Consider the following 13,142-nt stretch of genomic DNA (forward strand, 5'->3'; position numbering starts at 1 on the left):
CCATCCCGTCATCCGGATCTGCCCTGACCCTATGATTACCACGCTCCGCCACCTCTTCGTTGACTCCTGGGCCGGCCGTGCCGCCGCGCTGCTGATCTTTCTGGCCTTCATCGGCTGGGGCGTCGGGGACGTGTATTCCAACATGGGGACGGCAAGCTCCAATGAAGTGGTGCGCGTGGGTGAGCGCAGCATCACGCCGGATGATTTCAGCCGCGCGCTTTCGGCCCAGCTCCCGGTCGTCGCCAAACAGATCGGCCTCGCCGATCCGTCCAAGCTGCCGAAAGGCGAGGTCGAACAGGTCGCTCGCCAGACGCTTCAAAATCTCGTGATCCAGAACGAGACCCAGCTTGCGGCCGCACGTGCTGGCATGGTGGTGCCTGACGAACTGGTCCGGCAGGAAATCTTTGCCATTCCTGCTTTCCACAATGCCGCCGGAAAGTTTGACCGCAGCGTCTTCAATGACCGTCTGGCCCGGATCGGGCTCTCCGAAGGCAAGCTGCTTCAGGCCATCCGCGAAGATATCGCTTCCCGCGGGCTTCTACAGGGTATGGGCCAGTCGGTGGTTGCGCCGTCGTCCCTGACGGAGCGGATGCTGTCTTTCGATGCGAGCCAGCGCGTGTTCGATCTGGTGCAGATCCCGTTCGCGAGCGGCACTGTCCCGACAGCACCGACGGATGACCAGCTTCACCGTTTCTATGACAACCACCCGCAGATGTTCCGCACGACGGAATACCGGCATGCAAAAATGGTCGTCATGACGCCGGAAAGCGTTGCAAAGACGATCGAGGTTCCCGACGACGTCCTGCACCGCCTCTACGATTTCCAGGCACGGACCTATGACGTCCCCGAGACGCGGACGCTTCAGGTCCTGACCTTCACGGATCAGACGAAAGCCGAGGCCGCCGCAAACGCCTGGAAGGGCGGAATATCCTGGGATGACATCCAGAAGAAGTTCCCCGAGGCCGCAGCGGTCTCACTGCCATCTGTCCGTCAGAGCGACATCCCGAACCCCGAGCTTGCCAAGGTCGCGTTTGCCGCTCCGGCTGACCGGATTTCCGGTCCGGAAAAAACCGGCATGGGTTGGGTCGTCTTCAACATCTCTGCTGTCATCGCGCCTCACAAGACCACGTTCGAGCAGGCGAAGAATGACCTGAAGACGCAGGTCCAGAACCAGGAAGCCGGGGAAGCGCTTCAGGCCCGCCAGAAGCAGTTTCAGGATGCGGTTGCTGGCTCCTCCACACTCGAGCAGATCCCCAGCGATCTCGGCGCCATCCCGGCCGCTGGCACGTTGGATTCCAACGGCATGACGCAGGACGGCCTGCCTGCGCCGATCCCCGGAGATGCCGCGCTGCGTCAGGCGATCGTCCATCAGATCTTCACCCAGGCCAAGGGTGCCCAGCCGACCGTCGTCAACGGCCCGAACGGCACGGCATTCTCGCTGCTTGTCGATGAAGTCCATCCGGGCACGCTCAAGCCGTTCGACAGCGTGCGCGATCAGGTTGTGCAGGCCTGGACGGCAGAGCAGAAGCACCATGCCGCCGATCTGCGCGCCACGGCGCTGTTCAACGCCGCCAAGGCTGGCACGCTGCGCAAGGCTCTCGACGGACAGCCTGAAGCGTCAGCCCTGCGTCAGGACGTCACCGTGTCGCGGGTTCATCCGGATCAGAGCCTGCCGCAGAATGTCCTGCGCGGCGTCTTCGGCCTCAAGCCGGGCACGAGCGGCATGTTCGAGACGCCGGATGCGTTCTGGCTGGTCAATGTGACAGCCGACAAGCCAGCCTCGGCTGAGGACATGAAGACTCTCGGCGGGCAGCTTTCGGGCGAATATGTCCAGTCCATGCGCTCCGACATTCCGGTCGCCCTGAATGCTGCCATGGAAAAGGCGGTTCCACCGTCGCACATCAACATGGCGCTTTATAATCAGGTCGTGACTGCGGCCGCGCCGGCAGCAGGAAACGGGGCGCAGTAATGGGTATCGTCTACAGCATCGAGGCCGCCGATCTTCTCACGCCAGTCTCGGCCTTTCTCCGGCTTTCGAAACTCTCTGACGATCCGTACCGTCTGCTGCTCGAGAGCGTCGAGGGTGGTGCGGCCCGTGGGCGTTATTCCGTAATCGCGCTTCTGCCGGATCTGGTCTGGAAATGCCGGGACGGGAAGGTCACGCTGGACGGCAGGCCCGTCGATGGCGTGCCACTCGAGACGCTGAAGACCATCGTGGACGAAAGCCAGATGGAGCTTCCAGCCGGAATGCCGCCGATGATCGGCGGCGTGTTCGGCGTGCTGGGTTACGACATGGTGCGCCAGATGGAGCGCCTGCCGAACGCGCCGGTCAACGATCTGGGACTGCCGGAAGGCATCATGATCCGTCCGCGCCTGTTCGCCGTCTTCGATTCCGTGCGGGACGAACTCACGCTGGCCGTGCCCGTGCGTGGTCAGACGACGGATGCGGAGGCCGACGCGCTTCTGGATCAGGCGCGAGCCGCTCTGGCCGCGCCGCTGGGAGATACGCGCGAAACGCTGCCGGCCGGTACGGAACTGGCGCCACCGGTCTCGAACATGACGCAGCAGCAGTTTGAGGATCACGTCCGCAAGGCGCAGGACTATATCGCCGCGGGTGATGCCTTTCAGATCGTGCCGAGCCAGCGCTTCACGACGCCATTCCCGCTGTCGCCGCTCTCGCTCTATCGCAGCCTGCGCCGCGTCAATCCGGCGCCGTTCCTGTTCGTAATGGAGCTTGAGGATTACGCCCTCGTAGGCTCCTCTCCGGAAATCCTCGTGCGGTTGCGCGACGGCGAAGTCACGGTACGTCCGCTGGCGGGCACACGTCCGCGCGGAGTGGACCGCGACGAGGATCTAGCACTTGAAAAAGAGCTTCTCGCCGACCGCAAGGAACTGGCCGAGCATCTGATGCTGATCGATCTCGGGCGCAACGATGTCGGGCGCGTCTCCCAGCTCGGGACCGTCGATGTTCCGGAGAAATTCGTCGTCGAGCGCTACAGCCACGTCATGCATATTTCCTCGACCGTGACCGGCCGCATCAAGGACGACAAAACGGCGATGGATGCGCTTGTGGCAGCTTTCCCTGCCGGGACATTGACGGGCGCACCCAAGATCCGCGCCATGGAAATCATCGACGAACTGGAACCGACACGGCGCGGGCCGTATTCCGGCTGCGTCGGGTATTTCGGGGCGGACGGGGAAATGGACACCTGCATCGGGCTGCGCATGGCCGTTCTCAAGAGCGGGAATATGTATGTGCAGGCCGGATGTGGCGTGGTCGCAGACAGCGATCCGAACGCCGAGTTCCGCGAGACGCAGGCGAAGGCTCGTGCGCTGTTCCGGGCGGCGGAAATCGCCGTCGCGACCGCCGCAAAAGCCTGACGGAGCCCCCGAAGCGCGATGTATTTGACGAAAACAGACACGGGCGTCATTCTGTTGTCATGATCCTTCTCATCGACAATTACGACAGCTTCACCTTCAACATCGTCCACCATCTGGGTGCGCTTGGAGTTGAATGTGATGTGCGGCGCAATGACGCGCTGAGCGTCGACGAGGCCCTGGCGCTCAATCCGTCCGCAATCGTGATCTCTCCAGGCCCTGGCGCCCCAGCCGAAGCCGGAATCTGCTGTGATCTGATCCGTGCTGCGGCAGGCAAGGTGCCGGTATTCGGAGTGTGCCTTGGTCATCAGGCGATTGGGCAGGTTTTCGGGGCAGATGTCGTACGCGCGCCTGTACCGATGCATGGCAAGATCAACGCGGTGCACCATGACGGAACGGGCGTCTTTGCCGGACTGCCGGATCCGGTGGATGTGGTGCGCTATCACAGCCTGACGCTGGCACCGGACAGCATTCCGGAAACGCTTGTGGTCAATGCCCGCACGGAAGATGGCGTCATCATGGGCGTGCGCCACCGTGATTATCCCGTGCATGGCGTCCAGTTCCATCCCGAGAGTATCGCATCCGTTGCGGGCCGGGATCTTTTGGCCAATTTTCTGAAGATCGCAGGAATTCCGGTTCTTACGTCACAGGCTGCATAACAGTGAGTGTGGATTTCACGGCCCTTCTGCATAAGGCGGCCTCGGGACAGCCGCTCGATGGTCATGAGGCGGAAAGTGCTTTTCACGCCATCATGGCGGGAGAAGTCGACCCGGTTCATCTCTCCGCTTTCCTGACAGCGCTGAAACTCCGGGGCGAGACTTTCGCTGAACTGACCGGAGCCGTTCAGGCTGTCCGTCACCACATGACGGCTCTTCCGAATGTTCCTGAAGGCGCGATCGACGTATGCGGGACGGGTGGAGACCGGCTGAAAACGCTCAATGTCTCGACCGCCGTGGCTTTCGTGCTGGCAGGGCTTGGTGTTCCGGTAGCCAAGCACGGCAACCGCGCCCTGTCCTCGGCAACAGGGGCCACGGACGTGCTCGAAGTTCTGGGTATTCCGCCCACGGACGATCTGGAGTTGCAGGGCAGGCGGCTGCGGGAAGACAGTCTGGTCTTTCTGGCCGCCCCCCAGCATCATCCGGCCATGCGGCATGCTGCTCCGGTGCGGAAAGCACTGGGATTCCGCACTTTGTTCAACCTGCTTGGCCCGCTGTGCAATCCGGCTCAGGTGCGCCACCAGCTGATCGGCGTGTTCGATGGTCGGTGGTGCGAACCCGTGGCCCGGGCGCTCGGCGCACTGGGCAGTCTTTCGGTCTGGGTGGTGCATGGCTCGACCGAAGAAGGGGGGAGCGACGAACTCACGCTGGCCGGACCATCGCAGGTCTCGGCCTGGCAGAATGACGCCCTCTTTTCATTCGGGATCGAGCCGGAAATGGCCGGCCTCCAGGCTACTCCCATCTCAGCCATCCGGGGTGGAGACGCCCGGACAAATGCTTCAGCACTGGTTTCCCTGCTTGATGGTGCAGGCGGTGCCTATCGGGATACGGTGCTTCTCAATGCTGCCGCGGCCCTGCATGTGGCAGGGCGCGGTGATATCGTGAAGGGCGGTGCGATTGACGCGCCGGCTTTCCGTCGCAATGTAGGACTGGCGGCAGACTCCATCGACCGGGGCCTTGCCCGTGCCGCGCTCGAACGTGCGCGCATGTCAGCTCCCTCCATAGCTTCCACAGACGCAGGACGATCATGACATTCATGGACCATCGACCGGCGATGACCTATTCGCCTGAGGGAACGGAACAGTTCCCGGATCCGGAAGTTCCGGAAACGACGACTCCTCCCATCAAGGACCCCGAAGCGGAAACCGCGGCTGACCGCAGTGACGTTCTCGCGCGGATCTGTGCCCGGACACGGGTGGACATCGAGCAGCGCTCGCAGATCATGTCGCTCAAGGAAATCACGGCGCGCGCGCGGGAAGTCACGGTACCAACGCGGGGCTTCGGTCAGGCACTGCAGCATCTTACGGCCGATCGCCAGGTCGGGCTGATTGCCGAGATCAAGAAGGCGTCTCCGTCTGCCGGCATCCTGCGTCCGGACTACAATCCGGTCGAGATCGCACAGGAATATCAGGCTGCCGGGGCAACCTGCCTGTCCGTCCTGACAGAGGGTTCCTGTTTCCATGGCAGCACGGATGACATCCGGGCCGTGCGCGAAGCCTGCAGTCTGCCGATCCTGCGCAAGGACTTCATTCTGGACCCCTGGCAGGTGCATGAAAGCCGTCTGATCGGGGCAGACTGCATCCTGCTGATCATGGCGGTCCTGACAGAGACACAGGCTGCCGAGCTGATCGCGATTGCGCGCGGGCTGGACATGGACGTCCTGCTGGAAGTCCATGACGAGGCCGAACTGAACCGGGCACTGGCTCTGGATACGTTCCTGATCGGCATCAACAACCGCAACCTGCGCACACTGAAAACCGACATCCAGACAACGATCGACCTTGCGCCACTGGTGCCGCCTGATCGTCTGGTCGTCTCCGAAAGCGGTATCCGGACGCAGGACGACATGATGAAGGTCGGGGCAGTCGGAGCGAGCGCGGTTCTGGTGGGCGAGAGCCTGCTGCGCGAGCCTGATCCGGGCGTTGCCGCACGCCGCCTGCTTGGTTTCGTTTGATTTCAGGCTGCCTTCCGGGGCGGTCTGAGCCGTTTTTCCACGGCACATCCGGCAGGCTGATGCTCTCCGCAAACGCAGAGACATGGTCTGGCTTTTGGCGGGTTCTGCCGTTAAGAGCATGCAGGATTTTGTGCATTTCCATCAGGAGACCGTCATGGACGAGACACCGTCCGCTTCAGGCCGGAGCAACGGTCCGGCCCTTTCGCCGGAGACCATGAAGCGCGCTTACAGGGACATGCTTCTTGTCCGGCGCTTTGAGGAAAAGGCCGGACAGCTTTACGGCATGGGTCTGATCGGCGGCTTCTGCCATCTGTATATCGGGCAGGAAGCCGTTGTGGTCGGGATCGGCCTCAACATGAAGCAGGGCGACAAGTCCATCACATCCTATCGTGACCATGGGCAGATGCTCGTGGCGGGCATGACGCCGCGTGGTGTCATGGCGGAACTGACGGGCCGCTCCGGTGGATATTCGCACGGCAAGGGCGGTTCCATGCACATGTTCTCCCGTGAAAAGGAGTTCTATGGCGGCCATGGCATCGTCGGCGCGCAGGTGGCCCTCGGTACGGGTCTGGCGTTTGCCAACAAGTATCGCGGCACGGACGAGGTCTCGATCGTGTATTTCGGCGAGGGTGCGTCGGCACAGGGGCAGGTCTATGAGAGCTTCAATCTCGCTGCCCTGCACAAGCTGCCCTGCATCTATGTGATCGAAAACAACCGCTACGGCATGGGCACGTCCATCGAGCGCGCCTCGGCGTCCAAGGATCTGTCCCGCAATGGCGAACCCTGGGGCATTGCCAGCCGCAAGGTGGACGGCATGGATATTTTTGCCGTGCATGAAGCTGCGCAGGAAGCCATGGAATACTGCCGCTCGGGCAAGGGTCCGTTCCTGCTGGAGATGGAAACCTATCGCTATCGCGGGCACTCCATGTCCGATCCGGCAAAATACCGTCAGCGCGCGGAAGTCGAGGAAATGCGCCGCACGCGCGATCCGATCGAGACGCTGAAGGCCGAAATGCTGCGCAGCGGCATCGAAGAGAGTGTCTTCAAGGACATCGAGACGGACGTGAAAGCCATCGTGGCGGACGCGACCGAATTTGCGCAGACAAGCCCGGAGCCGGACGTGTCCGAACTCTGGACCGATATTCTGGTGGAGGCCTGATCCATGGCATCTCTGATTCTGATGCCGGCTCTCTCGCCGACCATGACCGAAGGTACGCTGGCCCGCTGGGTCAAGAAGGCCGGTGATGCTGTCTCAGCCGGTGACGTGATTGCCGAGATCGAGACCGACAAGGCGACGATGGAAGTCGAAGCCGTGGATGAGGGCGTGATCGGCAAGACGCTGGTAGACGAAGGCACGCAGAACATTGCGGTTAATACGCCGATTGCCGTGCTTCTGGCAGAAGGCGAGGATGCTTCTGCTGCCGATGATGTCGTGCGGTCTTCCGACCCGGCCGTCGGTGCACCTGTCGCCATTGAGACGCCGTCCGATCCGGCAATCACCGAAGCGCCTGAAGTGGCACAGGCCGAGGATGATCGCGACTGGGGCGAAACCAGCGAGATCACCGTCCGTCAGGCGCTGCGTGATGCCATGGCGGCCGAGCTTCGTCGTGACGAGGACGTGTTCCTGATTGGTGAGGAAGTGGCGCAGTATCAGGGCGCCTACAAGATCAGCCAGGGCCTGCTGGAAGAGTTTGGCGACAAGCGCGTCATCGATACGCCCATTACCGAGCACGGCTTTACGGGCATGGCCGTTGGTGCAGCACTGACGGGGCTGAAGCCTATCGTCGAGTTCATGACCATGAACTTCTCGCTTCAGGCTGTCGATCACATCATCAACTCCGCTGCCAAGACGCTGTACATGTCCGGCGGTCAGATGGGCTGCCCCATTGTATTCCGTGGTCCGAACGGTGCTGAGGCCCGTGTGGGTGCTCAGCATTCCCAGTGCTTTGCAAGCTGGTACGCGCATATTCCGGGCCTGAAGGTCGTGGCTCCCTGGTCAGCAGCGGATGCGAAGGGGCTGCTGCGCGCGGCCATCCGTGATCCGAACCCGGTCATCGTGTTGGAAAACGAGATCCTTTACGGTCAGAAATTCCCGTGCCCGGTAGATGAAGATTTCATCCTGCCGATCGGTCGCGCGAAGATCGAGCGGGAAGGAACGGATGTGACGCTGGTAGCGTTCTCCATCATGGTTGGCGTGGCGCTGGAAGCCGCAGCGATCCTGGCGGATGAAGGCATCTCGGCCGAAGTCATCAACCTGCGCTCGATCCGTCCGCTGGACACCGAAACAATCGTGCGCAGTGTGAAGAAGACGAACCGGATCGTCTCCGTTGAGGAAGGCTGGCCGGTGGCGGGTATTGGTGCGGAAATCTGCACCGTGGCCGTGGAGCAGGCCTTTGACTGGCTCGATGCTCCGCCGGCGCGTGTCTGCGGGCTCGACCTGCCGATGCCCTATGCGGCCAATCTCGAAAAACTGGCGCTTCCGAAACCCGAATGGGTTGTGGATGCCGTTCGCAAGCAGCTGCGGGACTGACAACGATGGCTACCGATATCCTGATGCCGGCGCTGTCGCCGACCATGACCGAGGGCAAGCTGGCCCGCTGGCTCAAAGCCGAAGGCGACACCGTCTCCGCCGGCGACGTGATTGCCGAGATCGAGACCGACAAGGCGACCATGGAAGTGGAAGCCGTGGACGAGGGCATTCTTGGGCGCATCCTGATTCAGGAAGGCGTCGAGGGCATCCCGGTCAACACGCCGATTGCTGTTCTGGTGGAAGAGGGTGAAGCTGTCCCTGAAGCTTCCTCCGCCCAGAGTGCCGCGGCTCCAAAGGCCGAGGCGGCGCCTGCAGAGGCGAAACCTGCTTCCACGACGGCGAAGGCTCCGGCCGAAGACAAGGGCGAGCGGATTTTTGTCTCTCCGCTGGCCAAGCGTATGGCGCGTGAGCGGGGCATTGCCCTGGGCGCGCTGACGGGGAGCGGCCCGAATGGCCGTATCCTCAAGCGTGATGTTGAAAAGGGTCCGAACGCCCCCAAGGCAGCCCCGAAAGCGGCTCCTGCGGACGCTCCTGTCACGACTTCGGAAGAAACGGTCCGCCGTGTTCCGAACTCGACGATGCGCAAGGTCATCGCGCGCCGTCTGACGGAGTCCAAGACGCAGGTCCCGCATTTCTATGTCTCGGTCGATATCGAACTTGATGCGCTGCTGGAACTTCGCTCGAAGCTGAACGCCACGGCACAGGAAAACAGCTTCAAGATCTCCGTCAACGACATGATGATCAAGGCGGTGGCGCTCGCACTGAAGAAGGTGCCGGGTGTGAACGTCCAGTTCACGGATGCCGAGACGCTGCATTTCGAGAACGTGGACATTTCGATGGCCGTATCGGTTCCGGATGGGTTAATCACGCCGATCATCCGCGACGCCGATCGCAAGTCCCTGCGGGAAATCAGCGTCGAAGCCAAGGATCTGGCCAAGCGTGCACGGGCCGGAAAGCTCAAGCCCGAAGAGTTCCAGGGCGGGACGTTCTCCATTTCCAATATGGGCATGTTCGGCGTGCGCGAATTCGCGGCGATCATCAATCCGCCGCAGGCTGGCATCCTGGCGATTGCATCCGGCGAAAAGCGGGCCGTTGTGCGTGGTTCGGAAATCGCGGTTGCGACCGTAATGACGGCGACGCTGTCGGTCGATCATCGTGCGGTCGATGGTGCCCTTGGGGCCGAATGGCTGAATGCGTTGCGCGATATCGTGCAGAACCCTTACACTCTGGTGGTCTGAACCATGTCCGATACATTCGATCTGATTGTTGTTGGTGGCGGCCCCGGCGGCTATGTAGCGGCCCTTCGCGCCAGCCAGCTCGGCATGAGCGTGGCGATCGTGGAAAGCACGCATTTCGGCGGTGTCTGCCTCAACTGGGGCTGCATTCCGACCAAGGCGCTTCTGCGGTCTTCGGAAATTCACCACCTGCTTCACGAACTGGGAACGTTCGGTCTCTCCGCCGACAATATCTCGTTCGACCTGTCCAAAATCGTGGGGCGTTCGCGCAGCATCGCGCGCCGGATGGGCGGCGGCATTGCGCATCTGCTGAAGAAGGCCAAGGTCACGACGTTTGACGGTCGTGCAAAGCTGGCTGGTCGTTCTGGCGAGGCGCATCAGGTCGCCATCACCAAGGATGGCGCTGCGGTTGCCACCATCAAGGCGCCGCATGTCATCCTTGCAACGGGTGCGCGCGGCCGTCAGCTTCCGGGTCTGGAAACGGATGGTACCCTGATCTGGGGTGCACGCGAGGCCATGACGCCGAAGGAACTGCCCAAGCGGCTTCTCGTCATCGGTTCGGGCGCTATCGGCATTGAGTTCGCGTCGTTCTACCGGAACATGGGCAGTGAGGTCACGATTGCCGAAGTCGCGGACCGGATCCTGATCGCCGAAGATCCGGAAATCAGTGCCACTGCCCGCAAGGCTTTCGAGAAGCAGGGGATGAAGATCATCACCAGCGCGAAGGTCGGGCCGCTGAACAAGGGTGAGAACGAGGTCTCCACGACGATCGAGAGCCCGACCGGGAAGGTCGATCTGACGGTGGATCGCGTGATCTGCGCGGTCGGTATCGTCGGCAATGTCGAGGATCTGGGGCTTGAGAGCACCAAGGTCCAGGTCGAGCGGACCCATATCGTGACGGACGGCTTCTGCCGCACCGGCGAGCCGGGGATCTATGCGATCGGTGACGTCGCGGGGGCTCCGTGGCTGGCCCACAAGGCGAGCCATGAAGGCATCCTGTGCGTGGAAAAGATTGCGGGTCGTTCGCCGCAGCCGCTCCATCCGCTGAATATCCCGGGTTGCACCTATTCGCGTCCGCAGATCGCCTCTGTGGGGCTCAGCGAAGAGAAGGCCATTGCTGCCGGTCACAAGGTGAAGGTTGGCCGTTTCCCGTTCATTGCCAACGGCAAGGCCGTCGCGATGGGTGAGACGGACGGCATGGTCAAGACCGTGTTTGATGCAACGACCGGAGAGCTTCTGGGCGCTCACATGATCGGTGCCGAGGTTACGGAAATGATCCAGGGCTATGTCATCACCCGCACGGGTGAACTGACGGAAGCGGAGCTGATCGAAACGGTCTTCCCGCACCCGACCATTTCCGAAACCATGCACGAGGCAACCCTGGCGGCCTTCGACGGCCCGCTCCATATCTGAGCATCATGTCCCAGCGCATCACCATCGATCATCGCGAGGCGCCTGTCCGGCATCCGGAGAAGGCGCACCGGCCTGACAACCCGATCCAGCGCAAACCATCCTGGATCCGGGTCAAGGCGCCGAACCATCCCGTCTATCACGAGACCCGTGCGCTCATGCGGGATGCGGGGCTGGTGACGGTCTGCGAGGAAGCGGCATGTCCCAATATCGGGGAATGCTGGTCGCAGCGTCATGCCACGATGATGATCATGGGCGAGATCTGCACACGGGCCTGCGCATTCTGCAATGTCACGACCGGTCTGCCGAAGCATCTCGATGCGGATGAACCGCGGCGTGTCGGAGAGGCCGTGGCGAAGCTGGGTCTCAGGCATGTCGTCATCACCTCCGTAGACCGCGATGATCTGGAAGATGGGGGTGCAGAGCATTTCGCACGGGTTATCCATGCGATCCGCGAGACCTCTCCGCAGACCACGATCGAGATCCTGACGCCTGATTTCCTTCGCAAGGAGGGCGCTCTGGAGGTCGTGGTGGCGGCTCGGCCGGACGTTTTCAATCACAATATCGAGACCGTGCCCCGCCTTTACCCCACCATTCGACCCGGTGCGCGTTACTACCAGTCGGTCCGTCTTCTAGACGGGGTAAAGAAACTGGATCCTTCCATTTTCACCAAGTCTGGCCTGATGCTTGGCCTTGGCGAGGAGCGGATGGAGGTGTCTCAGGTCATGGATGATTTCAGGATCGCAGACGTCGATTTCCTGACTCTGGGGCAGTATCTCCAGCCTTCCGTGAAGCACGCCGCTGTCGAAAAGTTTGTTACGCCCGAAGAGTTTGACGGCTATGCTACTGCTGCCCGTTCAAAAGGATTTCTTCAGGTCAGTGCCAGTCCGCTGACCAGGTCCTCCTACCATGCGGACAGCGACTTCGCGAAGCTTCAGGCTGCGCGGAACAGCCGTCTGAAAGAAAGTCTCTGATGCCGACACATGCCGAGCAACGGTTGATCGCCTACACGCCGGACCAGCTTTTTGATCTCGTGGCGGATGTGGAGAAGTATCCGCAGTTCCTGCCCTGGTGCGTGAAGGCCAACATCCGCACCCAGACGGAGCAGGTACTGGTGGCGGATCTGACGATCGGATTTGGTCCGTTTCGTGAAACCTTCACCAGCCGCGTGACGCTGGAGCGGCCATCGCGCATCCGCGTGCGCTATGAGAAGGGGCCTTTCCGTTACCTGAACAATGTCTGGACGTTCACGCCCGATCCGCGAGGATGTCTGGTCGATTTCTTCGTGGATTTCGAATTCCGCTCACGGCTTCTGCAGAACGCGATGGGCGTCGTGTTCAATGAAGGCGTGCGCCTGATGGTCTCCGCTTTCATCAAGCGGGCACGGGACATCTACGGAACGCAGGGTGCGAAGAGTTCCCCTTCGACACCGGGCCTTTCCCAAAGGACGTAAAATTTCGTAGTGTTTCAAGAACCATCCGGTGCGTGAACCGTTTCAGGTCTCAAGCACCGTCATGGTGATATGAAAAGGATTACGTCATGAAAAAGATTTCTTTCGGCGCTTTCGCCCTGACTGCTCTGGTTGCTGCTGCTTCTCCCGCCATCGCGGCTGAGCACCATCACCACCACGGCAAGCATCACGACAAGATGGGTCAGCAGCACAAGACCGACAGCGAGTCCGCAACGGACGCCCTGAACGCTCGTTCGCTGCAGCAGGCCCAGACGCCGGTTTCCCCGATGGCACCAACCGCCGCCGTTCCCCCGGCAGCACCGACGGCCGTTCCGACCGCACCGAGCCTCCAGGCTGCTCCGCCGGCCCCTCCTGCATCCACGATGCCGGCTCCGACGCAGGGCAACTGAAGCATCAGGCAGACTTCAGGTCTTCATTGATTTTCAGGACAACGGCTTCCGTCTCTTCG

The 13,142-nt window shown here is 61.7% G+C and carries 12 protein-coding genes; all 12 read left to right on the forward strand.

Annotated features, from left to right (window positions below; translation table 11 throughout):
- Positions 1 to 31: 31 nt before the first annotated feature.
- The 12 genes from HKD24_RS08965 (at position 32) to HKD24_RS09020 (ending at position 13,083) form a co-directional block, all read left to right on the forward strand.
- Entirely contained in the window at positions 32 to 1,969 is a 1,938-nt protein-coding gene (locus HKD24_RS08965) for a peptidylprolyl isomerase (RefSeq protein ID WP_194259980.1), read from the forward strand.
- A complete protein-coding gene (trpE, locus tag HKD24_RS08970) occupies positions 1,969 to 3,381 on the forward strand; it encodes an anthranilate synthase component I (protein WP_194259981.1) in 1,413 nt (470 codons plus the stop codon). Before HKD24_RS08965 ends, trpE begins: the two co-directional genes overlap by 1 nt.
- 59 nt (positions 3,382 to 3,440) lie before the next feature.
- Positions 3,441 to 4,037, forward strand: coding sequence for an anthranilate synthase component II (locus HKD24_RS08975; RefSeq protein WP_194259982.1), 597 nt, complete (start codon positions 3,441 to 3,443; stop codon positions 4,035 to 4,037).
- Positions 4,034 to 5,125 carry an anthranilate phosphoribosyltransferase gene (gene trpD, locus HKD24_RS08980; RefSeq protein ID WP_194260062.1) on the forward strand — a complete coding sequence of 364 codons (1,092 nt, stop codon included), beginning with the start codon at positions 4,034 to 4,036 and terminating at the stop codon, positions 5,123 to 5,125. Before HKD24_RS08975 ends, trpD begins: the two co-directional genes overlap by 4 nt.
- On the forward strand, positions 5,122 to 6,048 hold the full coding sequence (gene trpC / locus HKD24_RS08985) for an indole-3-glycerol phosphate synthase TrpC (protein WP_194259983.1): 927 nt from the start codon (positions 5,122 to 5,124) through the stop codon (positions 6,046 to 6,048). The genes trpD and trpC overlap by 4 nt, the downstream gene beginning before the upstream one ends.
- 154 nt (positions 6,049 to 6,202) lie before the next feature.
- Positions 6,203 to 7,207 carry a pyruvate dehydrogenase (acetyl-transferring) E1 component subunit alpha gene (gene pdhA / locus HKD24_RS08990; protein ID WP_011253792.1) on the forward strand — a complete coding sequence of 335 codons (1,005 nt, stop codon included), beginning with the start codon at positions 6,203 to 6,205 and terminating at the stop codon, positions 7,205 to 7,207.
- A gap of 3 nt (positions 7,208 to 7,210) precedes the next feature.
- Positions 7,211 to 8,578: a pyruvate dehydrogenase complex E1 component subunit beta gene (locus HKD24_RS08995; RefSeq protein ID WP_194259984.1), complete on the forward strand. Its 1,368-nt coding sequence runs from the start codon at positions 7,211 to 7,213 to the stop codon at positions 8,576 to 8,578.
- A 5-nt stretch (positions 8,579 to 8,583) separates the two neighbouring features.
- Positions 8,584 to 9,816 carry a pyruvate dehydrogenase complex dihydrolipoamide acetyltransferase gene (locus HKD24_RS09000; protein WP_194259985.1) on the forward strand — a complete coding sequence of 411 codons (1,233 nt, stop codon included), beginning with the start codon at positions 8,584 to 8,586 and terminating at the stop codon, positions 9,814 to 9,816.
- 3 nt (positions 9,817 to 9,819) lie between these two features.
- Entirely contained in the window at positions 9,820 to 11,226 is a 1,407-nt protein-coding gene (lpdA, locus tag HKD24_RS09005) for a dihydrolipoyl dehydrogenase (RefSeq protein ID WP_194259986.1), read from the forward strand.
- 5 nt (positions 11,227 to 11,231) lie between these two features.
- The gene (lipA, locus tag HKD24_RS09010) at positions 11,232 to 12,197 is read left to right on the forward strand and encodes a lipoyl synthase (protein ID WP_194259987.1); all 966 of its coding nucleotides are present in this window, start codon (positions 11,232 to 11,234) and stop codon (positions 12,195 to 12,197) included.
- Positions 12,197 to 12,676: a type II toxin-antitoxin system RatA family toxin gene (locus HKD24_RS09015; RefSeq protein WP_194259988.1), complete on the forward strand. Its 480-nt coding sequence runs from the start codon at positions 12,197 to 12,199 to the stop codon at positions 12,674 to 12,676. Before lipA ends, HKD24_RS09015 begins: the two co-directional genes overlap by 1 nt.
- Positions 12,677 to 12,762: 86 nt before the next feature.
- Complete coding sequence (locus tag HKD24_RS09020; RefSeq protein WP_194259989.1) at positions 12,763 to 13,083, forward strand: hypothetical protein; 321 nt, start codon at positions 12,763 to 12,765, stop codon at positions 13,081 to 13,083.
- Positions 13,084 to 13,142: the final 59 nt, after the last annotated feature.

The organism is Gluconobacter vitians (assembly GCF_015244565.1).
Lineage (GTDB): Bacteria > Pseudomonadota > Alphaproteobacteria > Acetobacterales > Acetobacteraceae > Gluconobacter > Gluconobacter vitians.